General features: G+C 72.6%; 22 protein-coding genes. 2 read left to right on the top strand and 20 right to left on the bottom strand.

The genetic code is table 11. The annotated features are described in order from the left end of the window. Positions 1-313: 313 nt before the first annotated feature. Positions 314-664, bottom strand: a complete 351-nt coding sequence (locus tag AB0M03_RS07455; RefSeq protein WP_363489442.1) for a hypothetical protein — start codon at positions 662-664, stop codon at positions 314-316. 155 nt (positions 665-819) lie between these two features. On the opposite strand from AB0M03_RS07455, the gene AB0M03_RS07450 reads away from it, so the two are divergent. Further along, the gene (locus AB0M03_RS07450; RefSeq protein WP_363489440.1) at positions 820-2,127 is read left to right on the top strand and encodes an SUKH-4 family immunity protein; all 1,308 of its coding nucleotides are present in this window, start codon (positions 820-822) and stop codon (positions 2,125-2,127) included. Between the two features lie 26 nt (positions 2,128-2,153). On the opposite strand, the gene AB0M03_RS07445 is transcribed toward AB0M03_RS07450, so the two are convergent. The 6 genes from AB0M03_RS07445 to AB0M03_RS07420 form a co-directional block, all read right to left on the bottom strand. Next, a complete protein-coding gene (locus tag AB0M03_RS07445) occupies positions 2,154-2,765 on the bottom strand; it encodes an endonuclease (protein ID WP_363489438.1) in 612 nt (203 codons plus the stop codon). A 57-nt stretch (positions 2,766-2,822) separates the two neighbouring features. Beyond that, positions 2,823-3,329: a hypothetical protein gene (locus AB0M03_RS07440; protein ID WP_363489436.1), complete on the bottom strand. Its 507-nt coding sequence runs from the start codon at positions 3,327-3,329 to the stop codon at positions 2,823-2,825. 43 nt (positions 3,330-3,372) lie between these two features. Further along, the gene (locus tag AB0M03_RS07435; RefSeq protein ID WP_363489434.1) at positions 3,373-3,858 is read right to left on the bottom strand and encodes a GNAT family N-acetyltransferase; all 486 of its coding nucleotides are present in this window, start codon (positions 3,856-3,858) and stop codon (positions 3,373-3,375) included. 1 nt (position 3,859) lies between these two features. After that, positions 3,860-4,798, bottom strand: coding sequence for an RluA family pseudouridine synthase (locus tag AB0M03_RS07430; RefSeq protein WP_363489432.1), 939 nt, complete (start codon positions 4,796-4,798; stop codon positions 3,860-3,862). Between the two features lie 81 nt (positions 4,799-4,879). Further along, on the bottom strand, positions 4,880-5,497 hold the full coding sequence (gene lspA / locus AB0M03_RS07425; RefSeq protein WP_363489430.1) for a signal peptidase II: 618 nt from the start codon (positions 5,495-5,497) through the stop codon (positions 4,880-4,882). Between the two features lie 204 nt (positions 5,498-5,701). Then, on the bottom strand, positions 5,702-6,208 hold the full coding sequence (locus AB0M03_RS07420) for a TraR/DksA family transcriptional regulator (protein WP_363489428.1): 507 nt from the start codon (positions 6,206-6,208) through the stop codon (positions 5,702-5,704). A 616-nt stretch (positions 6,209-6,824) separates the two neighbouring features. Between AB0M03_RS07420 and ileS the strand changes: the two genes are divergently transcribed. Further along, positions 6,825-9,953, top strand: coding sequence for an isoleucine--tRNA ligase (gene ileS / locus AB0M03_RS07415; protein ID WP_363489426.1), 3,129 nt, complete (start codon positions 6,825-6,827; stop codon positions 9,951-9,953). Between the two features lie 211 nt (positions 9,954-10,164). Here ileS and AB0M03_RS07410 read toward each other — a convergent pair whose 3' ends face one another. The 13 genes from AB0M03_RS07410 to AB0M03_RS07350 form a co-directional block, all read right to left on the bottom strand. Beyond that, a complete protein-coding gene (locus AB0M03_RS07410) occupies positions 10,165-11,487 on the bottom strand; it encodes a DivIVA domain-containing protein (RefSeq protein ID WP_363489424.1) in 1,323 nt (440 codons plus the stop codon). Positions 11,488-11,536: 49 nt separating this feature from the next. Next, complete coding sequence (locus AB0M03_RS07405; protein ID WP_100890667.1) at positions 11,537-11,827, bottom strand: YggT family protein; 291 nt, start codon at positions 11,825-11,827, stop codon at positions 11,537-11,539. Between the two features lie 76 nt (positions 11,828-11,903). Next, on the bottom strand, positions 11,904-12,512 hold the full coding sequence (gene sepF, locus AB0M03_RS07400) for a cell division protein SepF (protein WP_344627430.1): 609 nt from the start codon (positions 12,510-12,512) through the stop codon (positions 11,904-11,906). Positions 12,513-12,725: 213 nt separating this feature from the next. Next, complete coding sequence (locus AB0M03_RS07395; RefSeq protein ID WP_363489421.1) at positions 12,726-13,514, bottom strand: YggS family pyridoxal phosphate-dependent enzyme; 789 nt, start codon at positions 13,512-13,514, stop codon at positions 12,726-12,728. Then, positions 13,511-14,245 carry a peptidoglycan editing factor PgeF gene (gene pgeF / locus AB0M03_RS07390; protein ID WP_363489419.1) on the bottom strand — a complete coding sequence of 245 codons (735 nt, stop codon included), beginning with the start codon at positions 14,243-14,245 and terminating at the stop codon, positions 13,511-13,513. Before pgeF ends, AB0M03_RS07395 begins: the two co-directional genes overlap by 4 nt. An 11-nt stretch (positions 14,246-14,256) precedes the next feature. Then, a complete protein-coding gene (gene ftsZ / locus AB0M03_RS07385) occupies positions 14,257-15,465 on the bottom strand; it encodes a cell division protein FtsZ (RefSeq protein ID WP_363489417.1) in 1,209 nt (402 codons plus the stop codon). 363 nt (positions 15,466-15,828) lie between these two features. Then, entirely contained in the window at positions 15,829-16,596 is a 768-nt protein-coding gene (locus AB0M03_RS07380; protein ID WP_363489415.1) for an FtsQ-type POTRA domain-containing protein, read from the bottom strand. Beyond that, on the bottom strand, positions 16,589-17,695 hold the full coding sequence (gene murG, locus AB0M03_RS07375) for an undecaprenyldiphospho-muramoylpentapeptide beta-N-acetylglucosaminyltransferase (protein WP_363489413.1): 1,107 nt from the start codon (positions 17,693-17,695) through the stop codon (positions 16,589-16,591). The genes AB0M03_RS07380 and murG overlap by 8 nt, the downstream gene beginning before the upstream one ends. A gap of 6 nt (positions 17,696-17,701) precedes the next feature. After that, the gene (ftsW, locus tag AB0M03_RS07370; protein ID WP_363489466.1) at positions 17,702-19,006 is read right to left on the bottom strand and encodes a putative lipid II flippase FtsW; all 1,305 of its coding nucleotides are present in this window, start codon (positions 19,004-19,006) and stop codon (positions 17,702-17,704) included. 132 nt (positions 19,007-19,138) lie between these two features. After that, positions 19,139-20,566 carry a UDP-N-acetylmuramoyl-L-alanine--D-glutamate ligase gene (gene murD, locus AB0M03_RS07365; RefSeq protein ID WP_363489411.1) on the bottom strand — a complete coding sequence of 476 codons (1,428 nt, stop codon included), beginning with the start codon at positions 20,564-20,566 and terminating at the stop codon, positions 19,139-19,141. Next, positions 20,563-21,624: a phospho-N-acetylmuramoyl-pentapeptide-transferase gene (gene mraY / locus AB0M03_RS07360; protein ID WP_363489409.1), complete on the bottom strand. Its 1,062-nt coding sequence runs from the start codon at positions 21,622-21,624 to the stop codon at positions 20,563-20,565. Before mraY ends, murD begins: the two co-directional genes overlap by 4 nt. Then, positions 21,621-23,024: a UDP-N-acetylmuramoyl-tripeptide--D-alanyl-D-alanine ligase gene (gene murF / locus AB0M03_RS07355; RefSeq protein WP_363489407.1), complete on the bottom strand. Its 1,404-nt coding sequence runs from the start codon at positions 23,022-23,024 to the stop codon at positions 21,621-21,623. Before murF ends, mraY begins: the two co-directional genes overlap by 4 nt. Then, positions 23,021-24,568, bottom strand: a complete 1,548-nt coding sequence (locus AB0M03_RS07350) for a UDP-N-acetylmuramoyl-L-alanyl-D-glutamate--2,6-diaminopimelate ligase (RefSeq protein ID WP_363489464.1) — start codon at positions 24,566-24,568, stop codon at positions 23,021-23,023. Before AB0M03_RS07350 ends, murF begins: the two co-directional genes overlap by 4 nt. Between the last annotated feature and the right edge of the window lies 1 nt (position 24,569).

The following is a 24,569-nucleotide window of genomic DNA, read 5'->3' as shown; positions in this document are numbered from 1 at the left end:
TGTCCTCGTCCGCCTTCGGCCAGTCGAAGCCGAGCATCTCCAGGACCCACTCAAGGCCGTCCGGCAGCATCAGCGACACGAGTCAGTTCCCCCCAACTGACGATCCCGTCCGGCCGAGAGGCCGGTCACGGGTGAACAAGAACGAAGCGCAGTAGGACACGCGACGATCGGTCAGGTGATCCTACTCATCACACCGACACGCCGACGCTCCCACAGTCGGCAGGACCCCCTGCTCAGTGCCGTCGGGGCCGATCCTTCACCGACCCCGCACGGACACCGCGACAACCCTGCACACTCGGAGCCGGACGGCCCGTCACTTCCGCCCGTCGCGCTTGGCGGCGCCGTTCTCGGCTTCCTCCCGCTCGCGGACCATCTTCTCCGCGCGCTCCTCCGACTTGCGGCGGTCCTCCGGCGACATGTGCTCGGCGGCGTCGCGCATCTCACCGAGCCGGGCGCCGATCGCGTGCATGTAGCGGTCGGACTCGATGACGTCCTTCATGCCGATCCGGCCGCTGAGCACGCTCTTCGCCATCTCCTGCAGCTCGGGGCCGACGTTGGAGTTGTTGGCGATGGTGCGCAGCGCCTTGTGCAGCGAGGCGGCCTGGGTCGGATTGTCCGCCACGTCCAGCAGTTCGTCGTCGCCGATCTCGCGCTCTTCGGCCATGGCGGCCACCTCCCCGTCGTCCCTCACCCTGGACCGCGGCGGGCCAAGACCGGTCGGCCGCGGTCGCTTTCGTCGTGCGATCATATGCAACCGTTCGGAGTCGACGGTGCCTGACGGTAATGTCGGCCGGAGTCCGCTACCACGGAGGAGTCGTCGTGATCACCCAGGAGCAGGCCCTCGCCGCAGCCGACCGCTGGCTGAACGGCGATGCGCCGGCCGAGCAGCGCCGTGCCGTCCGACACCGCGAGTTCGGCCTCGGATGGGTGGTCTGGGCCGCGCCGGCGCCACTGGAGCGCGACCCGGTGACCGGGGAGCGGCGCCCGCCGGCCGATCTCGGCGACGCCTGCGGCGTGGTGGACCGGGAGACCGGCGAGCTCACCGTGTGGCCGTCGATCCCGGTGGACGAGGTGATCCGCTCGTACGAGGCCAAGCACGCCGAGCGGGTGCACCGGAACGACCCGCCGGCCACCGGCCCGGGCAACACCGCCGTCGCCACCTACGTGAACCCGGCCGACGGCCAGGAGGTCATGCTCTACCGCAACGCGGGGCCGGGCCTGCCGCCCGCGGAGTACCAGCTCGCCGCCGAGCTCGACCGGCTCGGCGTCCCGGCCGGCAACGTGGTCGCCGTCCACACCGACCTGCGCCCGGCCACCCTGCCCGGCGGCTACACCGCCGCCCTGGTCGAGCGTGCCTTCCCCAACGCCGAGATCTCCTGCTCGCACACCTACGGGATCTTCGCCGACGAGCGGGCCGAGGGTGCTGCCGCGCTCACGCTGCACGCCGAGCGGATCGCCCGCCTCGCGGGGCAGCCGCTGCCGCCGCGGCCGCACCGGGTGCCGGCGCCGCAGCCCGGCGAGGTCGAGCAGGCCGCACCGGTCCGCGACGTGGCGCTCGGCCGCAGGGTCGCCAAGGTCTTCGGCGAGATCGTGCGGTACGACGCCGACGACATCGCCGGCAGCGCCCTGCCGGAGCCGACCCGCTCCACCCTCACCTGGGCGGGGCTGCCCGCCGACGTGCCGCTGTTCTTCGCCGCGGACCGCCCGGACGCCCCGCCGGCCGGCGGCCTCCTCGCCGACCTGCGGACCCACCTGACGGCCGCGGGCACCGAGCTGGAGGAGTCACTGCTCGACGTCCTCGCTGGCTGGACGAGGATCGGCTCCGACGGCCTGTGCATCGTCGCCGTGCAGTGCACGGGCGACGAGCAGAGCCTCGGCTCGGTGTGGGCGGTCAGCCCGCGCACCGGCAGCGGACGGTACGTCAACGCTTCGGTCTCCGCCTTCCTCCGCAGCCTGGACGCCCTGGTGACGGCCCGCAGCGCGATGCGCGGGCTCGACCCGCTGGCGGCCGGCACCGCGGTGGCCGCGCTCCAGAACGAGCTCGCGGCGATCGACCCGCAGGCCTTCCACAAGGACTCCACCTGGTGGAGCGTCGTCGTCGAGCAGATGTGGCACGGGCTGTTCTGACCCCGCGTCCGCAGCAGGACCCGGCCTCAGGTGTGCCCGGCGCGGACGAGGGCGGCGGCGAAGGCGGGCAGGTCGGGCTCGGGGACGAGTGCGGCCAGGTCGTCGGCGTCCCGCGGCAGGCCGAGCGAGGCGGCGGCGTCCCGGGCCCGCCGGTCGAAGTACGGCCGCAGCTCGGGCCAGACGCCCTGGGCCTCGCGGCAGAAGATGTCGGCGCCGACCGGTCCGATCCGGGGGAACTCCTGGAGCAGGCGGTGTTCGGCGGCCGCGTCCCGGTCGGCCTCCTCGCGCAGCCGCCGCAGGTCGCCGTGCCAGCGTGAGAGCAGGAGTTCGGCGCCCCGGCCGAGGGCGGTGGCGGTGCTCTCGTCGTAGCGGACGTAGTGGGCGCGGCCGAGGGCGTCGACGCGGTCCTGCCACTCGGCGTCGGCCATGGCCTGCGGGGTGCGCATCCCGGCCCGGAAGAGTTCGCGGGCGGCGGCGACGGCGATGTCGGCCCTGATCCGGGTGGCGCAGAGCACCGCCAGCACCAGCAGCCGGTACAGCGGAGCGGGCTGGTCGCGCAGGGTGATCCCGGCCTCCTGCGCGTACGTCCGCCCGTGCTCGCGCAGCAGCCCGGCCGCGGTCTCCTCGGCCCCGCTCACATGCCGGCGCCTACCCGCGGCCCGGCACCCGAACCGCCGCGCCGCCGTCCCGGCCGCTCATGCGCACCAGGAGCCGCCGCTGCGGCTCGCCCGGGCCTCCACCGAGTAGCCCTGCCTGCCGTCGAAGGCCCAGGAGACCGCGAGGTCGGCGGTGGCGCCGTCGACCTGCTTGGTGAAGCAGAGACCGATACGCTCGCCGGTCGGGTCCTGGCGCCATGCGGGCTCGTCCGGCTCGGGCGGTGCCGGCTGCCAGCCGTTGCGGGCGGCGGCGGCCCGGTAGTGGGCGACGACGTCCGCCCGCCGGTCGGGCTCGGTGTACCAACGGCCGGAGTACGCGAATCGGTCGTCCTCGTCGCAGCCCGCGTACGGCTCCCCGTCAACCTGCGCCCCGCGCGGGGTGCCGAGCGCCCGGACCTCGGTCTCCATCGGGCCCTCCAGGGCCGAATCGGCGAAGTTGCAACCGTAGATCCCGCCGTTCAGCGCCCACCAGCCGCCGAGGACGGTGAGGGTGCCGAAGACCAGTCCGCCCGCGACGACGGACGCTCCCACCCGAAGATCGTTCACGGGCGGGAGCGTACCGGTCGGCGGGGGCGGGGTGAACCCGCGGTCAGAACACCCGGACCATGGTGCGGTGCGGGATTCCGGCGTCCTCGTAGACCGGGCCCTCGGCGGTGTAGCCGAGCCGCTCGTAGAAGCCGAGCGCCTGGGTCTGGGCGTGCAGTTCGAGTTCGCGGGCGCCGCGCTCGCGGCCGGCCTGCTCGATGGCGCGGACGAGGTCGGCGCCGAGGCCGGTGCCGCGGGCGGCCTTGAGCACGGCGAGGCGGCCGAGCAGCACCCGGCCCTCGACGCCGGTGAGCTTGAGCGCCTCGGGGCCGTGGATGAGGCGACCGGTGCCGAGGCCGGTGCCGTCGGGGCCGACGGCGAGCAGGTGCACCGAGGTGGCGTCCAGCTCGTCGTACTCCAGCTCCTCGGGGACGTTCTGCTCATCGACGAAGACCTCGCGGCGGACGCTGCGGACCTGGGCGAGGTCCGCCTCGGTCACCGCGATCCTGATCTCCACCGGGGCCGGCGCCCGGTCGGGGGTCCCAGCCATGTCAGCTCTCCGAGGCGATGATGTCGAGGGCCTTCTGCAGGTCGGCGGGGTACTCGCTGCGGAACTCGACCCACTGGCCGTCGGAGGGGTGCTCGAAGCCGAGCTGGACGGCGTGCAGCCACTGGCGGGTGATGCCGAGGCGCTTGGCGAGCGTGGGGTCGGCGCCGTAGGTGAGGTCGCCGACGCAGGGGTGGCGCAGCGCGGACATGTGCACCCGGATCTGGTGGGTGCGGCCGGTCTCCAGCTTGATGTCGAGCAGGGAGGCGGCGCGGTAGGCCTCGATGAGGTCGTAGTGGGTGACCGAGGGCTTGCCGTCGCGGGTGACGGCCCACTTCCAGTCGCTGCTGGGGTGGCGGCCGATGGGGGCGTCGACGGTGCCGGAGAGCGGGTCGGGGTGGCCCTGGACGAGGGCGTTGTACCGCTTCTCGGTGATGCGGTCGTGGAACTGCCGCTTGAGGTCGGTGTAGGCGCGCTCGGACTTGGCGACGACCATGAGGCCTGAGGTGCCGACGTCGAGGCGGTGCACGATGCCCTGGCGCTCGGCGGCGCCGGAGGTGGAGATGCGGTAGCCGGCGGCGGCGAGGCCGCCGATGACGGTGGGGCCGGTCCAGCCGGGGCTGGGGTGGGCGGCGACGCCGACCGGCTTGTCGACGAGCACGATGTCGTCGTCGTCGTGGACGATGCGCATGCCCTCGACGGGCTCGGCGACGATCTGCACCGGGGCGGCGGGGGCCGGGATCTCGACCTCCAGCCAGGCGCCCGCGGTCACCCGGTCCGACTTGGCGGCGACGGAGCCGTCGAGCGTCACCTTGCCGTCGGCGGCCAGCTCGGCGGCCTTCGTCCGGGAGAATCCGAACATCCGGGCCAGGGCGGCGTCGAGGCGCTCGCCCTCCAGGCCGTCGGGTACGGGAAGGCTGCGGGTCTGCGCTGCGATACTCACTCGTACGAGTATGCCGGACCGCGGGCAGCGGCCCGACCGGCCCCGTGGGGCTGTGGCCGGGCTGCGCGGGCGCTCAGGGGGTCAGCGGGCGCCGCCGCCCGTGTTCTCCTCGCCGTCGCCGTCCTGTGCGGCGGGCTGCTTGGCCGGCTGGTGGGTGGTGCCGTCCGGGTTGGAGCCGCGGAAGGACAGCAGCACCACCAGGATGCCGCCGCAGACGATGGCGGAGTCGGCGAGGTTGAAGACCGCGAAGTGCTGGACGGAGATGAAGTCCACCACGTGGCCGCGGAAGACGCCGGGGGCGCGGAACAGCCGGTCGGTGAGGTTGCCGAGGGCGCCGCCGAGCAGCAGGCCGAGGGCGACGGCCCAGGGCAGGCTGTAGAGGCGGCGGGCGATCCGCCAGATGACCACGATGACGGCGGCGGCGATCGCGGTGAAGACGACCGTCATGGCCTGGCCCATGCCGAAGGCGGCGCCGGGGTTGCGGATCACCTCGAAGGTCATGACGTCGCCGATCACCTGGATCTGCTGGTGCCCCTCCAGGCGGGCGACGACCAGCAGCTTGCTGCCGAGGTCGATCAGGAAGGCGAGCAGGGCGACGGCCAGCAGCACGCCGATCCGGCGGCGGCGGACCGTCCGGGCACCGGAGGCTGCGGTGGCGCCGGCGGCGCCCGTCCCGGGCTGGGGGGCGGAGTCGTCCACGGCGGTCTCCGGCTCGTGCGGCACGCGTGCGGTGGGGACGGCTTCGTCCTGCGTCTGGGGGGAACCTGGAGTGTTGATGATCCGCTCCGCTGCCGTGTACAAGAGGACCGGCCCGAGGCGGGCCGGCCGTGGGCCGGGGTTACGGGGACGAGCGTACGGCACTCGGCGGCCGGACCGCCCGTTCCCCGTCACCACAGGTGGGCGCTACCTGCGCTCCTGCTTGGCCTTGCAGCTGACGCAGAGCGTCGCCCGCGGGAAGGCCTGCAGCCGGGCCTTGCCGATCGCCTGGCCGCAGGACTCGCAGACGCCGAAGCCGACGCCCTCCAGGCGGGCGAGGGCGCGTTCGGTCTGGGCGAGGCTGTCGCGGGCGTTGTTGGCGAGGGCGAGCTCGCTCTCCCGGTTGATGTTCTTGGTGCCGGCGTCGACCTGGTCGTCCCCGGCGCCGTCGTTGGAGTCCCGCATGAGGCCGGTGATGGCGGCCTCGGACGCCTCGATCTCGGCGCGCAGCCGCTCCAGGTCGGTGTTGAGCTCGGCGTGCAGCTCGGCCACCTCGGCCGACGTCCAGGCGTCCTCGCCGGGGCGGACCGGCAGCTCGGCCGGGTCCACCGACTCGGCTCCGCCGCCCCGGGCGCCGGAGCCCGCCGGGACATGGGTGCGGCTGGTCGCCGCCCGGCCGGTGGTGGTGCTGGTCTTCCGCCGTGCAGTGCTCACGGTCCCCTCCCCTGGGTCGCCTGCCACAGCCTCCCGCGTCCGCTTGGCGGCGGTACGCGTGCCAGTTGCTCTCTCAGCCATGGCTTTCGACCTCATTTACGAATGATGCGAACCGCCGGTTCCCGGCGGCCTCCAGTGCCGGAAAGATAAACCTCATCGAATCCGGCCACAACGGGACATACCGGTGCCAGATCCGATCCCACCCGGGCAGCCTCCGCCGCCGATGCCGCCCAAGTGCTGACCCTGTTGTGCCCAGATCGCCACCGGCTAACCGCGGCGTCCGCCGGGCGGCCCTCGGGTGCGCTTACCGGTTTGCCACGGCCGATACACTGGGCTGGCAAGGCGCAGATGGGACGAGTACCGCTGTACGCAGCCACCAGCGACCCGGGGACGGTGCGAGCCCGGGGGTGTGCACGGCGCGAAGATCACCCCGGAGCCGCCGGAAGAACGGCCGCACGACCCGCTCGGGCGGCCCAGTAGAACCGGCAGCAGACCCAAACAAGAGGGTCGCGGGCCACGCCGGCCGCGGCCAAGGAGGGTGGTACCGCGGGACGGCCTGCCGTCTCGTCCCTCCGTCGGAGCCAGTCCACGCATCCGTCGGAGGTAGACGCCAGCGATGAGCACCTACAACCCCGTCCCCGCGCAGGTCGACCTGCCTGCCCTGGAGCACGGCATCCTGTCGTTCTGGCAGGACAACAAGATCTTCCAGCGCAGCCTCGAGCAGTCCGAGGGACGCCCGGAGTGGGTGTTCTACGAGGGCCCGCCCACCGCCAACGGCATGCCGGGCGCCCACCACATCGAGGCCCGCGTCTTCAAGGACGTCTTCCCGCGCTACCGCACCATGAAGGGCTACCACGTCGCCCGCAAGGCCGGCTGGGACTGCCACGGCCTGCCGGTCGAGCTCGCCGTCGAGAAGGAGCTCGGCTTCTCCGGCAAGCAGGACATCGAGGCGTACGGCATCGCCGAGTTCAACGCCAAGTGCCGCGAGTCCGTCACCCGGCACACCGACGAGTTCGTCAAGCTCACCGAGCGCATGGGCTACTGGGTCGACCTCGACGAGGCGTACCGGACCATGGACCCCTCGTACATCGAGTCGGTCTGGTGGTCGCTCAAGCAGATCTTCGACAAGGACCTGCTGGTCCAGGACCACCGGGTCGCCCCCTGGTGCCCGCGCTGCGGCACCGGCCTGTCCGACCACGAGCTGGCCCAGGGCTACGAGACCGTCGTCGACCCCTCGGTCTACGTCCGCTTCCCGCTGACCTCCGGCCCGCTGGCCGGCGAGGCCGCGCTGCTGGTCTGGACGACCACCCCCTGGACGCTGGTCTCCAACACCGCCGCCGCCGTGCACCCCGAGGTCACCTACGTGGTGGCCACCGACGGCACCGAGAAGCTGGTCGTCGCGGAGGCGCTGGTCGCCAAGGCCCTCGGCGAGGGCTGGGAGGCCACCGGGCAGACCTTCACCGGCGCCGAGATGGAGCGCTGGACGTACGACCGGCCGTTCCAGCTGGTCGAGATCGAGAACGCGCACTTCGTGGTGACCGCCGACTACGTCACCACCGAGGACGGCACCGGCATCGTCCACCAGTCCCCCGCCTTCGGCGCCGACGACCTCGCGGTCTGCCGCCGCTACGGCCTGCCCGTGGTCAACCCGGTCGAGGCCGACGGCACCTTCGCCGCGGACGTCCCGCTGGTCGGCGGCGTCTTCTTCAAGAAGGCCGACGAGGCCCTCGTCGCGGACCTGCAGGCCCGCGGCCTGCTCTTCCGCCACCTGCCGTACGAGCACAGCTACCCGCACTGCTGGCGCTGCCACACCGCGCTGCTCTACTACGCGCAGCCGTCCTGGTACATCCGCACCACCGCGGTCAAGGACGCCCTCCTCCGGGAGAACGAGAACACCAACTGGTTCCCCGAGAACGTCAAGCACGGCCGCTTCGGCGACTGGCTCAACAACAACATCGACTGGGCGCTCTCCCGCAACCGCTACTGGGGCACCCCGCTGCCGATCTGGCGCTGCGACGAGGGCCACCTCACCTGCGTCGGCTCGCTGGCCGAGCTCTCCGAGCTCACCGGCACCGACCAGAGCGGCCTCGACCCGCACCGGCCGTTCATCGACGACGTCACCTTCGGCTGCCCGCAGTGCTCCGGCACCGCCGTGCGCGTCCCCGAGGTCATCGACGCCTGGTACGACTCGGGCTCCATGCCCTTCGCGCAGTACGGCTACCCGTACCGCAACAAGGAGCTGTTCGAGAAGCGCTACCCGGCGCAGTTCATCTCCGAGGCGATCGACCAGACCCGCGGCTGGTTCTACACGCTGATGGCCGTCGGCACCCTGGTCTTCGACAAGTCCTCCTACGAGAACGTGGTCTGCCTCGGCCACATCCTCGCCGAGGACGGCCGGAAGATGTCCAAGCACCTGGGCAACATCCTCCAGCCGATCCCGCTGATGGACCAGCACGGTGCCGACGCCGTCCGGTGGTTCATGGCCGCGGGCGGTTCGCCCTGGTCCGCGCGCCGCGTCGGCCACGGCACCATCCAGGAGGTCGTCCGCAAGACGCTGCTGACCTACTGGAACACCGTCGCCTTCCAGGCCCTGTACGCGCGCACCGCCGACTGGGCGCCCTCCGCCGCCGACCCGGCGCCGGCGATGCGCCCGCAGCTCGACAAGTGGGTGCTCTCCGAGCTCAACACCCTCGTCCGCGAGGTCGACCTGGCCCTGGAGGCCTACGACACCCAGCGGGCCGGCAAGCTGCTGTCCGCCTTCGTCGACGACCTCTCCAACTGGTACGTCCGCCGCGGCCGCCGCCGCTTCTGGCAGGGCGACGCCGCCGCGCTCGCCACCCTGCACGAGGCGCTGGAGACCGTCACCCGGCTGATGGCCCCGCTCACCCCGTTCATCACCGAGCAGGTCTGGCAGGACCTGGTCGTCCCGGTCACCCCGGGCGCCCCGTCCTCCGTCCACCTCGCCGCCTGGCCGACCGCCGACGAGACCCTCGTCGACGCCGACCTCTCCCGGAACATGGCGCTGGTGCGCCGCCTCGTCGAACTCGGCCGGGCCACCCGCGCCGAGTCAGGGGTGAAGACCCGTCAGCCGCTGTCCCGGGCGCTCGTCGCGGCCCAGGGCTGGGACGAGCTCCCCGCCGACCTGCGGGCGCAGATCGCCGAGGAGCTCAACGTCACCACCCTGGAGTCGCTGGCCGGTGTCGGCGCCTCGCTCGTCGACACCTCCGCCAAGGCCAACTTCCGGGCCCTCGGCAAGCGGTTCGGCAAGGGCGTCCAGGACGTGGCCAAAGCGGTCGCCGCCGCGGACGCCGCCGTCCTCGCCGCCGAACTGCGGGCCTCCGGCACCACCGGGGTCCAGCTGAACGGCGAGCGGATCGAGCTCTCGCCGGACGAGGTGATCATCACCGAGACCCCGCGGGAGGGCTGGGCCGTCGCCAACGAGTCCGGCGCCACCGTCGCCCTCGACCTGGCGATCACCCCGGAGCTGAAGCGGCTCGGCATCGCCCGCGACGCCATCCGCCAGATCCAGGAGGCCCGGAAGAACTCCGGCCTGGACGTCGCCGACCGGATCGTCCTCCGCTGGCGCGCCACCAGCGAGGAGACCGCCGAGGCCATCGCCGAACACGGCCCCCTGGTCGCCGACGAGGTCCTCGCCGTCGACTTCGCCGCCGGCGCCGCCGACTGGGACTCCGAGAACTTCGCCGACGACTCCCTCGGCCTCGCCTTCCAGCTCCGCAAGGCCTGACACCGGCCGGCCGGTAGCAGCTCGGGCCGTCCCGTAGAGGCTCGGGCCGACCCCTGGGGGCGCGGGGAACTGCGCGATTCGGATGTGGTCCTCCTCCCGAATCGCACGGTTCCCCGCGCCCCTTTGTTCTTCTGGCCGGCCGTTCGCAGAAACGAGGGCGCCCCCGCCGTGATGTTGATCACAGTGGGGGCGCCCTCGATGTGGATGGTGCTTAGTTGTCGCCGTCCTCGTCGATGAGGAAGCCCCGCATGGGGGCCGGCGCCTGCTGCATCGGCTGCGGCGGCTGCGGGCGCACCGCGGCCATCGGCTGCGTCATCCCGGCGGGAGCCATCTGTGCGGCACCGGTGCCGCCCGGCTGGCTGCCGAAGCTCGGGCTGCTGCCGCCGCCGAAGGAGTTCCCGCCGAAGGACTGGCCGTTGCCGCCGAACGACGGCTGGTTGCCGCCGAAGGAGGGCTGGCCGCCGAAGCTCGGGCTGCTCACCGAGGAGGTGGCCGGCGACATCGACGACGCCGCCGGGGGCAGCGAGGCGGTGGCCGGGATCCGCGGCGGGGCCAGCGAGTCGTCCGCCTGGGACTCCAGCTGGCGCAGCTGGGTCTCGAGGTAGGACTTCAGGCGGGTCCGGTACTCGCGCTCGAAGGCACGCAGGTCCTCGACCTTGCGCTCCAGCGTGGCGCGGGCGGACTCCAGGGAGCCCATGGCGACGCGGTGCTTCTCCTGGGCGTCCCGCTCCAGGGCGTCGGCCTTGGAGCGGGCGTCCCGCTCCAGGCCCTCGGCGCGGCTGCGGGCCTCGCCGACGATCTTGTTGGCCTCGGAGCGCGCCTCGGAGATCGCCTGGTCGGCGGTCTGCTGGGCGAGGGCGAGCACGCGGGCGGCACTGTCGCCGCCGGGCTGCTGCTGCGGCTGGCCCATCGGGCCGCCGAGCGGTCCGCCCATCGGCTGGCCCATCGGCTGGCCCATGGGGCCGCCCATCGGCGCGAGCTGCTGCTGGCCGCCCATGGTCTGGCCCATCGGCTGGGGCTGGCCCATCGGACCGCCCATGGGCTGGAGCATCTGACCGCCCATCGGCTGGACCAGCTGCTGCTGGCCGCCCATGGTCTGGCCCATCTGCTGCGGCTGACCCATCTGCTGCGGCTGGCCCATCGGGCCGGCGCCGGGGCCGGGCGGGAGGGCGGGGGCGCCGGACGGCAGGCCGAGGGGCTGGTTGCCCATCTGCGGCTGCGGGCCGCCCATCTGCTGGGGACCGGGGCCCTGCTGCTGGCCGGGCACCGGGGGGCCGGATATGGCGGCGGGCACCGGGGCGCCGGCGGGACGGGCGTCCTGCGGCGGCTCCTTGCGCATGTTGGCCTGGTTCTGCGCGGCGGCACGCGTGGCGGCTGCCAGCTTGGCGCGCAGGTCCTCGTTCTCGCGAAGCAGGCGGGTCAGCTCGGCTTCGACCTCGTCGAGGAAGGCATCGACCTCGTCCTCGTCATAGCCTTCGCGCAGCCGGACGGTCGTGAACTGCTTGTTCCGAACGTCCTCGGGGGTCAATGGCATCTCTTCACCTCAACGTGATCGTCGGCACTCCGGAATCCTGTCGCATCGCTCACAACGACAGGGACCGCACGAGCGAGATCAGGACATACACAATGATCATCAGTACGAAGAAGGACAGGTCGAGCGCCACGCCCCCGAGACGCAACGGCGGGATGAAGCGCCGAAGAAGCTTGAGCGGCGGATCCGTGACAGTGTACGTGGCCTCCAGGACCAGGACCATGGCCCTTCCCGGCTGCCACGAGCGTGCGAACTGGAAGACCCAGTCCATCACTAGGCGGAAGAGCAGGATGAGCAGGAAGACTGTCAGCGCGTAGTACAGCACCGCCCCGACGATCCCCATCTCGTCTCCCTCTCCTGGTCATTCAGCCCGTCAGTGACGCACCGTCGATCGGTCCACACGGAAAGTCGTGGCCGGGTCAGCTCTGGTTGAAGAACCCACCCTCGGCGATCCGAGCCTTGTCCTCCGCCGTGACATCGACGTTAGCAGGAGACAGGAGGAACACCTTCTGTGTCACGCGCTCGATACTGCCGTGGAGACCGAAGACGAGTCCAGCGGCGAAGTCTACGAGCCGCTTGGCGTCCGTGTCGTCCATCTCGGTCAAATTCATGATCACAGGTGTGCCGTCGCGGAACTGTTCCCCGATGGTACGGGCCTCGTTGTAGGTCCTCGGGTGCAGCGTGGTGATGCGGTAGGGCTCTCGTTCGTTCACTACCTTGGGCATGATCACCGGGGAGCTCTTCTCCAGGTTCTGGCGGCGGTCGGGTGTGATGGACGACACGGGCGCCATCCGCGGCGCCTCCTGCCGGATCGGGACGGCGGCCGGCACGGGCTGCGGGGCGATGTGCGCGACCGGCGCGGGCGCCGGGCGCTCGGCCGCCGCCGGGCGCAGGTCCTCGGTGCGGCCGGTGCGGATCGGCTCCGGGTCGGCGTCGTAGTCGTCGTCGGGGTCGTAACCCTGGCCGTCGTACGTCTCGTCCTCCACGAGGCCGAGGTAGACCGCCATCTTGCGCATTGCGCCGGCCATGCTCCTGTCTCCTCCGCTCTGTGGTGGATCGGCTCCGACTCCGGCCTCGGCCTGCGGTCTCCGCAGCGGCGGCCCGGGCTCGCCGGACCGACGGCCCGTCAGGCCGTGGAGATTCTGCGGAGATGCGATCCACGAAGTTTTCGCTAGCGCACTGGAAGGGCTGCTAGGTTCTGTCCTGTTTTGTCCTGCAGTCTGATCTACTAACCGGTGACGTTACCCGAGCGGTGACCGCACGCCGAGTACCGCCGTACCGACGCGTACATGTGTCGCTCCGGCTGCCACGGCCTGCTCCAAATCCCCGCTCATGCCTGCGGACACCATCGTGGCAGCCGGATGGCTCGCCCGTACGGCGCTTGCGATTTCCGCGAGTCTGGCGAAGGCCGCGGCCGGATCGCCGGCCAGCGGACCGGCCAGTGGAGCGACCGTCATCAGGCCCTCCAGCCGCAGACCGGGCGCGGCGGCGATCAGGTCGGCCAGCGCCTCCACCTCGGACGGCGCCACCCCGGCCCGGTGCGCGCCCTCCCCGGCCTCCTTGTCGAGTGCCACCTGCACCAGGCAACCGAGGGGCGCGCGCCCCGAACCCCGCACCGCCGCGGAGAGCGAGTCGACCAGCCGCGGGCGGTCCACCGAGTGCACCAGGTCGGCGTAGCGGACCACCGAGCGCACCTTGTTGGTCTGCAGCTGGCCGACGAAGTGCCAGGTCAGCGGCAGGTTCACGCACTGCGCGGCCTTGCCCGCGGCGTCCTGGTCTCGGTTCTCGGCCACGTCGGTGACGCCGAGTCCGGCGAGCAGGGCGGTGTCCTCGGCCGGGTAGGTCTTGGTGACCACGACCAGGGTGACCTCGTCACGGGCGCGGCCGGCGGCGGAGCAGGCGTCGACGATCCGCTTCTCGACCACCTCGAGGTTGGCGCCGAGCTCCTCGTACCGTTCGCGCTGCCGCTCGTCGAGGGCGGCGAGGAATTCGGCACCGCCGGGGAACGGTCCGTAGATGTCGTTCGTCATGAGAGATCGGGGCCCAACCAGACGTAGCTCGCGAGGCGGCCGGTCCGCTGCTCCCGGCGGTAGGAGTAGTGGTCGTCCGACTCGAGGGTGCAGACGGCGGAGCGCACCACGTCGGTGACGCCTGCCCCGGCGAGCTGGGCGACGACGCCGGCGGCGACGTCCAGTGCGGGCGTGCCCCAGGAGGTCTCGGCGTACGCGGCGGGCACGACCGCGGCGACCTCGTCGCGCAGTGCGGCGGGCACCTCGTAGCAGCGGCCGCACACGGCGGGGCCGAGCACGGCGGTGATCCGTGCCGGGTCGGCGCCGAGCTCCGCCATGGCGCGGACGGCGGCCGGGACGACGCCTGCGGCCAGGCCCGGTCGGCCGGCGTGGGCGGCGCCGACGATCCCGGCGGCCGGGTCGGCCAGCAGCACCGGGGTGCAGTCGGCGGTGAGCACCGCCAGGGCGAGCGGGCGGTCGGTGACCACCGCGTCGACGGTGGGGGCCTGCCCGTCGGGCTGCCGCTCCGCCACCACGGCGACCGCGTTGCCGTGCACCTGGTTCATCCAGACCACGTCCGCCGGGTCGAGCCCGAGCTCCCGGGCGGCGATCTCCCGGTTGCGCCGGACGGCGGCCGGGTCGTCCCCGACCGCGCCGCCGAGGTTGAGCTCCCCGTACGGCGAGGTGCTCACCCCGCCCCACCGGGTGGTGGAGGCGAAGTGAGCACCGTGTCGACTGATGTGAGGAATCACGTGCGAGACGTCTACTTCAGGAAGTCGGGCACGTCGAGCTCCTCGGCGGGGCTCTCCACGTACGGCTGGCGGGCGGGCTGCACCTGCGGCGGGACCGGCGGGACGGCGGGCGCGGTGATCCGGGCCGGCACGTCGGAGGTGCGGTCGGAGTCGTCCGGACGGGCCGTCACGGAGCCGATCCCGTAGGACGGCCGGGTGGCCGGGCGCTCCGGGGCGGCCGCGGGCGGGTTGCTGGAGGCCTTGACCACCGGCTCGCGGACGATCGCCGGGGGCTGGCCGCCGTCGAAACCGGCCGCGATGACGGTGACCCGGACCTCGTCGCCGAGCGCGTCGTCGATGACGGCGCCGAAGATGATGTTGGCCTCGGGGTGGGCGGCCTCGCTGACCAGCTGGGCGGCCTCGTTGATCTCGAACAGGCCGAGGTCGGAGCCGCCGGAGATGGAGAGCAGCACGCCGCGGGCGCCGTCGATGGAGGCCTCCAGCAGCGGCGAGGAGATCGCCATCACCGCGGCCGCCTTGGCGCGGTCCTCGCCGCGGGCGGAGCCGATGCCCATGAGGGCGGAGCCGGCGTCCGACATGACCGACTTGACGTCGGCGAAGTCGAGGTTGATCAGGCCGGGGGTGGTGATCAGGTCGGTGATGCCCTGGACACCGGAGAGCAGCACCTGGTCGGCGGAGCGGAAGGCGTCCAGCACGCTCACCTGGCGGTCCGAGATGGACAGCAGGCGGTCGTTCGGGATGACGATGAGGGTGTCGACCTGCTCGCGCAGGGCGGCGATGCCGTCCTCGGCCTGGTTGGCGCGGCGGCGGCCCTCGAAGGTGAACGGGCGGGTGACCACGCCGATGGTGAGCGCGCCGAGCGAGCGGGCGATGTTGGCCACGACGGGCGCGCCGCCGGTGCCGGTGCCGCCGCCCTCGCCGGCCGTCACGAAGACCATGTCGGCCCCCTTGAGGACCTCCTCGATCTCCTCGCGGTGGTCCTCGGCGGCCTTGCGGCCGACCTCGGGGTTGGCGCCGGCGCCGAGGCCCCGGGTGAGTTCACGGCCCACATCGAGCTTCACGTCGGCGTCGCTCATGAGGAGGGCCTGCGCATCGGTGTTGATCGCGATGAACTCGACGCCCTTGAGCCCGACCTCGATCATCCGGTTGATGGCGTTGACACCACCGCCGCCGATACCGACGACCTTGATGACTGCGAGGTAGTTCTGGGGTGCTGCCACGTCGAAGGCCTCTCGCCTCGAATTTCCGGGTCGGCTCCCCGTGTCGCGAAGGCCGACGGATGTCGATGGGTGGGGAGCACGCGCTTTCGGTGCTGTATGTCCGAAATGCCGACCGCCGACCCGAACCCTAAACTTGAGGTTTAGGGTTGTAGCTGTACCTCTGTCACATTGCTGCTGGACACAGCCTGGTGACACAGGACAGTAGGTCGCATCCGGTCGGTGTTCAACGAACACGCCGAGCTTCCCGTTTTTCTTTTGAGCCTATGTGATCATCGACCCCCCGGTGAAACCGGGGTGACCACCAAGGGTCGGACCGGAGCCTCGGCCCCGTCAATACCGCCCCTTCAGGAAGAACTTACCGGATCATCCCGACACGGCCGGGGCATCCGGCGCACTCACGTCGTAAATGGCGGCTTTCCGGCCGATCAGCGCGGCCAGCACCCGGGCCTTGCGGTCCGTCCGTTCCGGGCTCCCCCAGCGCACGGTGGCCCCGCCGGACAGCTGCAGCCGGATGTCGTCGTAGCTGTGCACCTGCACCGCGCCGGCCCTGCCGGACAGCTCGGCGGGCAGACCGGCGGCGACCGTGATCGCGGCGTGCACCAGGGCCGGCCGGTCGAACAGGTCCAGCGCTTCGTTCGCCTGCTGACTGAGCTGCAGATCCACCACCGGCACCCCCTGCGGCGCGGCCGGCTCGGTGGCGAAGGTGAAGCCCCCCGCGTCGACCTGCGCGAACTTCCCGTCCTCGGTGCGGACGGCGGCCACCGCCCGACGCTCCGTCACCTTCACCCTCAGGGTGTGCGGCCAGCCGCGCCAGACCTCGGCCTTCGCCACCCGGGGCACGGCCTCCACCCGGCGCTCCGCCTCGTCCAGGTCGACCCGGGCGAGCGGGCCGTGCCGCAGGCCGCCGAGCGCCGCGGCGACCTCGTCCTGGCCGAGCCGGCCGCTGTCCAGGCCCTGGACGGCGACGGCGCGCACGTCCAGGGCCGAGGAGGCGAAGACCAGCCAGGAGAGCCCGCCGGTGAGCAGGGCACCGAGCGCGCACAGCACCGCGATCCCCCGCCGGGAGAGCCGCAGCCGGGGAACCGGCGCGTCGTCCTCCCCCACCGGGTCGGCGACGGCCGGGTCAGCCACGGCCGCGGCCGCCGCGGGACGCCTCGATCGCTTCGTACACCATGCGCACCAGCAGTTCGTCCGCGTCGCGGCGGCCGAACTCGGCGGCGGCGCGGCTCATGTCCCACAGCCGGGCCGGGTCGGTGAGCACCGGCAGCACGTTCTGCAGCACCCAGTCGGGGGTGAGATCGGCGTCGTCGACCAGCAGGCCGCCGCCGGCCTTCACCATCGGCTGGGCGTTCAACCGCTGCTCGCCGTTGCCGATCGGCAGCGGCACGAACGCCGCCGGCAGGCCCACCGCGGCCAGCTCGGCCACGGTCATCGCGCCGGCCCGGCAGAGCATCAGGTCGGCCGCGGCGTAGGCGAGGTCCATCCGGTCGACGTACGGCACCGCGCGGTACGGCGGCATGCCGGGGATGTCGTCGATCCGCGGCAGCTCGTTCTTCGGGCCGACCGCGTGCAGGATCTGCACGCCGTACTGCTGCAGGCGCGGGGCGATGGACTGGACGGTCTCGTTCAGCCGGCGGGCGCCCTGCGAGCCGCCGGACACCAGCAGGGTGGGCAGCCGCTGGTCGAGGCCGAAGTAGTGGCGGGCCTCCGGGCGGACGGCGTTGCGGTCCAGGGTGGCGATGGTGCGGCGCAGCGGGATGCCGATGTACCGGGAGTCGCGGAGCTTGGAGTCCGGGGTGGAGACGGCGACGAAGTCGGTGTAGCGGGCGCCGATCTTGTTGGCCAGGCCGGGGCGGGCGTTGGCCTCGTGCACCACGATCGGCACGCCGGCGCGCTTGGCGGCCAGGTAGGCGGGCATGGCGACGTAGCCGCCGAAGCCGACCACGACGTCGGCCCCGACCCGCTCGATGACGTCCTGGGCGGCGCGTACGGTGCCGCGGAGCCGGCCGGGGACGGTGATCAGCTCGGGGGTGGGCTTGCGGGGCAGCGGGACGGCGGGGATGAGCGCGAGCTCGTAGCCGCGCTCGGGCACCAGCCGGGTCTCCAGGCCGCGCTCGGTGCCGAGGGCGGTGATCCCCACGGAGGGGTCGTGCCTGCGGAGGGCGTCCGCGAGGGCCATGGCCGGCTCGATGTGACCGGCGGTCCCGCCGCCGGCGAGTACGACATGCACCGAAATTCACCGCTCCCTGCGCGCCGGCCGTGCGGCCGGCTTGCGCGCTGTGGTTCGTCGTCGTGGCAGCACCCGGGCCAGGAGCGTCCCGGCTCGGGTGGGGGTCCGGGCGGCGAGGGCCGCCTTCGCCGCCGGGGTGCTGCGCGCGAAGCTGATCAGCACACCGATGGCGCACATGGCCGCCAGCATGGCGGACCCTCCGTAGGAGAACAGCGGGAGGGGGACGCCCGCGATGGGCAGGAGTCCCAGGGCCGACCCCAGGTTGACCATGGCCTGCGCCATGATCCACGTGGTGGCGGCTCCCGCGGCGTACCTGACGAAAGGGTCCTTCGTGCCGAGGGCCACACGGATACCCGCGTAGCCTAGTGCCGCGAAGAGTCCGAGCACCGACAGCGTCCCCACCAGACCGAGTTCCTCGCCGGTGGCGGCGAAGATGAAGTCGGTGTGGGCCTCCGGCAGCTGGCCCCACTTCTCGACGCCGGCGCCGAGTCCGGAGCCGAAGGGGCCGCCGGCGGCGAAGGCGTACAGGCCGTGCAGGGCCTGGAAGCAGTTGAGGTTCGGGTCCGGCTTGGTGACGCCGATGCAGGCCAGGCGGTCGAGCCGGTGCGGCACGGTGATGATCAGGGCGGTGCAGGCGACCACCGCGATGCCGAGGGTGGCGCCGAAGAGCCGCAGCGGTGCGCCGACCATCCAGAGCAGGCCGAAGAGCATGGCGACCAGGACCATGGTGGTGCCCATGTCCCCGCCGAGCATGATCAGCATCATCAGCAGGACGGTGCCCGGCACCAGCGGCACCAGCAGGTGCTTCCACTGGTCGAGGGTGTGGGTGCGGTGCTTGCGGGCGAGCAGGTCGGCACCCCACAGGATCAGGGCGAGTTTGGCGAACTCGGAGGGCTGGACCTGGAAGAAGCCGAAGCCCAGCCAGTTCCGGTTGCCGTTGACCATCACGCCGATGCCGGGAACGGCGACCAGCAGCAGCCCGGCGATCACGGCGAGCAGCAGGGGGTAGGCGAGCAGCCGCAGCGCCTTCACGGGGGTGCGGGCGAGCAGCACCAGCATGACGGTGCCGAGCATGGTGGCGACCAGCTGCTTGCGGAAGAAGAAGGTGATCGGCAGGCGGTGTTCCATCACCAGGATCTGGGAGGAGGAGAACACCATGACCAGGCCGAGCACCACGAGCAGCATGGTGGAACCGAGGATGAGGTAGTACGGGGTGAGCGGCCGGTCCAGCGTCCAGCGCACCCTGGCCCGCAGGGCGCGGAGCCGGGTGACGGGGGTGGCGGCCTTGAACGTGGTGGTGGTCGCGGAGATCAGCTGGAGGCGGGCGGAGCCGCGCTCCGGTGGGGCGGCCGTTCCCGCCTTGCCCTCACCGGACACGTGCTCCCCCTGTCTCTCCGTGGACGGGCCGGGCGGCACCCCTGGTGCCGTCCGGCCGTGCTGCCGCTATTCCATCAGGTCCAGCACCGCGGCGGCGAAGAGGTCGCCGCGTTCGTTGTAGTTGGTGAACATGTCCATCGAGGCGCAGGCGGGCGCCAGCAGGACGGTGTCGCCGGGCTTGGCGAGCGAGGCCGCGGTGCGGACCACCTCGGCCATCGCCACCGCGCCAGTCTGGCCCTCGGCCGCCTCGACCACGGGCACATCCGGGGCGTGTCGCGCCAGCGCCTCCCGGATCAGGGCGCGGTCCTGGCCGATGAGCACGGCGGCCCGCAGCCGGTCGGCGGCGGAGGCGGCGAGCTCGTCGAAGGTGGCGCCCTTGGCGAGTCCGCCGGCGATCCAGACGACCGGTTCGTACGCGGCGAGCGAGGCGGCGGCCGCGTGGGTGTTGGTGGCCTTGGAGTCGTCGATGTACGTGACCTCGCCGACCACGGCGACCTGGGCGATCCGGTGCGCGTCGGGGCGGAAGGCGCGCAGGCCGTCGCGGACGGCCTTGGCGTCGACGCCGTAGGCGCGGGCGAGGGCGGCCGCGGCGAGCGCGTTGGCGACGTTGTGCGGGGCGGGCGGCACGATGTCGGAGACGGCGCCGATCTCGGCCGCGTTGTTGGCCCGGTCCTCGACGAAGGCCCGGTCGACGAGCAGGCCGTCGACGACGCCGAAGTTCGACAGGCTCGGGGTGTCGAGGCCGAAGCCGATGGCCCGGCAGCCCTCCTCGACGTCGGCCTCGCGGACCAGCGCCTCGGTGGCCGGGTCGGCCAGGTTGTAGACGCAGGCGACCTTGTTGCCCTCGTAGATGCGGCCCTTGTCGGCGGCGTACGCCTCCATGGAGCCGTGCCAGTCGAGGTGGTCGGGGGCCAGGTTGAGGACGGCCGCCGAGTGCGGGCGCAGCGAGGGCGCCCAGTGCAGCTGGTAGCTGGAGAGCTCGACGGCGAGGACGTCGTAGGGCTCCTCGGCGAGGACCGCGTCCAGCACGGAGACCCCGACGTTGCCGACGGCGGCGGTGCGCGCGCCCGCGGCGGTGAGGATCGAGGCGAGCATCTGGACGGTGGTGGTCTTGCCGTTGGTGCCGGTGACGGCCAGCCAGGGGGCGGGCTCGCCGGTGGCGGGGTGCGGGCGGCGCAGCCGCCAGGCGAGTTCGACGTCGCCCCAGACCGGGACGCCGGCGGCGTCGGCGGCGAGGAACAGCGGGCTGTTCGGCGGCCAGCCGGGCGAGGTGACGACGAGTTCGGTGCCCTCGGGCAGGGTCGCGCCGTCGCCGAGGCGGACGGTGATGCCGGTGAGGTCGGCGGCCTTGGCGCGCAGCGCGGGGCCGTCGCCGCCGTCCACGACGGTGACCTCGGCGCCGAGGTCGCGCAGCACGCGGGCGGCGCTGACGCCGGACAGGCCGAGGCCTGCCACGACGGTCCTCAGGCCGTTCCAGTCGGGGTTCTCCGTCATCCGGCCACCCATCCTGCGTAGAAGAGTCCGAGGCCGACCGCGACGCACAGGCCCTGGATGATCCAGAAGCGGACGACGATCAGCACCTCGCTCCAGCCCTTGAGCTCGAAGTGGTGCTGGAGCGGGGCCATCTTGAAGACGCGCTTGCCGGTCATCCGGAACGAGCCGACCTGGATGATCACCGACAGGGTGATGATGACGAACAGGCCGCCGAGCAGGGCGAGCAGCAGTTCGGTGCGGGAGCAGATGGCGAGGCCGGCGAGGGCGCCGCCGAGGGCGAGCGAGCCGGTGTCGCCCATGAAGATCTTGGCGGGCGAGGTGTTCCACCACAGGAAGCCGAAGCAGGAGCCCATCAGGGCGGAGGCGACGACGGCCAGGTCCAGCGGGTCGCGGACGTCGTAGCAGTTCGCGGTGGCGGTGATCATGTGGGCGCAGGTCTGGCCGTACTGCCAGACGCCGATGAAGACGTAGGCGCCGAAGACCATCACCGAGGCGCCGGTGGCGAGGCCGTCGAGGCCGTCGGTGAGGTTCACGCCGTTCGACATAGCGGCGATCATGAAGTAGGCCCAGATGACGAAGAGCACCGGGCCGATGGACCAGCTGAAGTCCTTGACGAAGGACAGGTGGGTGGAGGCCGGGGTGAGACCGCGGCTGTTGGAGAACTGGAGCGACAGGACGGCGAAGGCGAGGCCGACGAAGGACTGGCCGAGCAGCTTCGCCTTGGCCCGCAGGCCGAGGGAGCGGCGCTTGACGACCTTGATGTAGTCGTCGAGGAAGCCGACCAGGCCCAGACCCGCCGTCAGGAACAGCACCAGCAGGCCGGAGGCCGTGGGTGTTTCGCCTGCTATCGCCTTGGTGGCGAAGTACGCGATCAGCGTCGCCAGGATGAACGCGATGCCGCCCATGGTGGGGGTGCCGCGCTTGCTGTGGTGCGCCTTGGGGCCGTCGTCGCGGATGTACTGGCCGTAGCCGTGCCGCGCGAGCAGCTTGATCAGGGCGGGCGTGCCCAGCAGCGACAGGATCAGACCGATGCCGCCGGAGTAGAGGATCTGCTTCACTGAGCGGCCCCATCGGCGAGCAGGGCCTCGGCGACCTTCTCCAGGCCGGCCGAACGGGACGCCTTCACCAACACCACGTCCCCAGGCTGCAGCTGACTGCGCAGCAGCTCGATCGCCGCGTCCGCGTCGGACACCAGCACCGACTCCTCACCCCACGAACCTTCGTTCCTCGCGCCGAGTTCCATGCAGGCCGCCTCGCGTCCGCCCACCGCCACCAGCTTGGTGACGTCGAGCCGGACGGCGAGCCGCCCGATGGCGTCGTGCTCGTCGAGGCTGTCCCCGCCGAGCTCCCGCATCTCCCCGAGCACCGCGAACGTGCGGCGGCGCTCCGGACCGCGGCCCGCCATCGACACCAGCGCCCTGAGCGCGGCCCGCATCGAGTCCGGGTTCGCGTTGTAGGCGTCGTTGACGACGGTGACACCATCGGCCCGGTCGACGACCTCCATGCGCCAGCGGGACAGCGCACCCGCCTCGCTGAGCGCTTCGGCGGTGTCGTCGACGGGCATCCCGAGCTCCACCGCCACCGCTGCGGCGGCGAGGGCGTTCGAGACGTGGTGCTCACCGTACAGGCGCAGGTTCACGGGTGCGGAACCGGCTGGGGTGATCAGCGTGAAGGAAGGACGTCCGGTGTCGTCCAGGCGAACATCCGCCGCCCGGACGTGGGCGTCGCGGCTCTCGCCGAACAGCACGACGCGGCCCTTGGTACGGGTCTCCATCGCGCGTACGAGCGGGTCGTCGGCGTTCAGGACGGCGACGCCGTCGGCGCCGAGCGCCTCGACGATCTCGCCCTTGGCCTCGGCGATGCCCTCCTTGGAGCCGAACTCGCCGAGGTGGGCGGTGCCGACGTTCAGCACGATCGCGATGCTCGGCGGGGTGATGCCGGTCAGGTACTCGATGTCGCCCTTGTGCCGCGCACCCATCTCCAGCACCAGGTGCCGGGTGGCGGGCTCGACCCGCAGGGCCGTCATCGGGTGCCCGATCTCGTTGTTGAGGTTGCCGGGCGGGTAGACGGTCTCGCCGCGGCGCTGCAGCACCTGCGCGATCAGGTCCTTGGTGCTGGTCTTGCCGGAGGAGCCGGTCAGCGCGACCACGGCGGTGCCGGTGGCGCGCTCCACCACGGCGCGGGCGAGACGGCCGAGGGCCGCCACCACGTCGTCGACCAGGATCGCCGGCACACCGACCGGACGGGAGGCCAGCACCGCGACGGCGCCCGCCCCGACCGCCTTCGCGGCGTAGTCGTGCCCGTCCACCTGCTCGCCGACCACGGCGACGAACAGGCCGCCCGGCTGCACCTGGCGGGAGTCCACCACGACCGTCCCGGTCACCACGGCCTGCGGGTCGGCACCGTCGAGCGTGCCGCCCACCGCCGCGGCGGCCTCGGCCAGGGTCAGTGCGATCACGGCTGCTCTCCTTCGTTGTTCGCCCGCTCGCCAATGGCCTGCTCGGGGCGGGGGGTCGCCTGCTCGGGGCGGGAATGCCGCGTGATGGCCTCGCGGAGTTCGTCCCGGTCATCGAAGGGGCGGACCTCGCCCTTCGCGTACTGGCCGACCTCGTGGCCCTTGCCGGCCACCAGCACGGTGTCCCCGGCGTGGGCGCGGGCGACGGCCTGGCGGATCGCCTCGGCGCGGTCCGGCACCACCAGCACCTCGCCGCGCTCCTCCTCCGGCACCTCGGCGGCGCCGGCGAGCATCGCGGTGAGGATCGCCAGCGGGTCCTCCGAGCGCGGGTTGTCGCTGGTCAGGACGGCGGTGTCGGCGATCCGGGCGGCGATGGCGCCCATCGGGCCGCGCTTGAAGGGGTCGCGGTCGCCGCCGCAGCCGACGACCACGTGCAGCCGGCCCTTGGTGACCTCGCGCAGCGACTCCAGGACGGCCTGCAGGGCGTCCGGCTTGTGCGCGTAGTCGACCACGGCGACGTACGGCTGCCCGGCGTCGACCCGCTCCAGGCGGCCGGGGACTCCGGTCGAGGCGGCGACGCCGGCGACCGCGGCGGGCAGCGGCACACCGGCGGTCACCAGCGCGGTGATCGCGCCGAGCGCGTTGGCGACGTTGAACGGGCCGGGCAGCGGCACCGAGGCGTCCGCGGCGGCGCCGTCCGGGCCGACCACGCGGAAGGTGGAGCCGGCCGGTCCGAGCTGGACGTCGACGGCCCGCCAGTCGGCCTCCGGGTCGCCCTTCGCGGAGAAGGTCGCGACCGGGATCGGCGCCTCGCCGGCCAGCCTGCGGCCGTACGGGTCGTCGAAGTTGGCCACCCCGCGGCGGGCCTTGTCGGTCTGGAAGAGCCGGGCCTTGGCCCGGTAGTAGTCCTCCATGTCCGGGTGGAAGTCGAGGTGCTCGGGGGTGAGGTTGTTGAACAGCGCGACGTCGTACAGCACCCCGTCGACCCGGCCGAAGACCAGGGCGTGGCTGGAGACCTCCATGACCACGGCGGAGGCGCCGCGCTCGCGCATCACCGCGAGGACCGCGTGCAGGTCGGTCGACTCGGGGGTGGTGCGCTCGCTCTTGATCCGCTCGTCGCCGACCCGCATCTCGACGGTGCCGATCACCCCGGGCAGCCGTCCGCCGCCGCGCAGCCCGGCCTCGACCAGGTAGGAGGTGGTGGTCTTGCCGTTGGTGCCGGTCAGGCCGATCATCAGCAGCTGTTCGCTGGGGCGCCCGTACACGGCGGCGGCCAGGTGGCCCATCGCGCCGCGGACGTTGTCGACGACCAGCAGCGGCAGTCCGGCCGGGGCGGCGATCTCGGCGCCGGCCGGGTCGGTCAGGACGGCGACGGCGCCGGCCGCCGCGGCCTGCCCGGCGAAGGCGGCACCGTGGTGGTTGGCACCGGGGAACGCCACGTACACGTCGCCCGGGCGCACCGCGCGGGAGTCGTGGGTGATGCCGGTGGCCTCCGCGCCCTCGACGGGCGCCAGGCCCAGCAGTCGGGCGACCTCGGCGAGCGGCAGC

It is taken from the genome of Kitasatospora sp. NPDC051914 (genome assembly GCF_040680995.1).
In the GTDB taxonomy this organism is placed as follows: Bacteria; Actinomycetota; Actinomycetes; order Streptomycetales; family Streptomycetaceae; genus Kitasatospora.
The sequence above is the reverse complement of the archived record's forward strand: the minus strand, read 5'-3'. Positions and strand labels throughout refer to the sequence as shown.

Excerpts from the sequence above, each read along its gene's own strand:
- AB0M03_RS07455 (WP_363489442.1), bottom strand. The coding sequence starts at position 664 with ATGGCCGAAGAGCGCGAGATCGGCGACGACGAACTGCTGGACGTGGCG.
- AB0M03_RS07435 (WP_363489434.1), bottom strand. The coding sequence starts at position 3,858 with ATGGCTGGGACCCCCGACCGGGCGCCGGCCCCGGTGGAGATCAGGATC.
- ileS (WP_363489426.1), top strand. The coding sequence starts at position 6,825 with ATGAGCACCTACAACCCCGTCCCCGCGCAGGTCGACCTGCCTGCCCTG.
- AB0M03_RS07410 (WP_363489424.1), bottom strand. The coding sequence starts at position 11,487 with ATGCCATTGACCCCCGAGGACGTTCGGAACAAGCAGTTCACGACCGTC.
- AB0M03_RS07405 (WP_100890667.1), bottom strand. The coding sequence starts at position 11,827 with ATGGGGATCGTCGGGGCGGTGCTGTACTACGCGCTGACAGTCTTCCTG.
- sepF (WP_344627430.1), bottom strand. The coding sequence starts at position 12,512 with ATGGCCGGCGCAATGCGCAAGATGGCGGTCTACCTCGGCCTCGTGGAG.
- AB0M03_RS07395 (WP_363489421.1), bottom strand. The coding sequence starts at position 13,514 with ATGACGAACGACATCTACGGACCGTTCCCCGGCGGTGCCGAATTCCTC.
- murD (WP_363489411.1), bottom strand. The coding sequence starts at position 20,566 with ATGACGGAGAACCCCGACTGGAACGGCCTGAGGACCGTCGTGGCAGGC.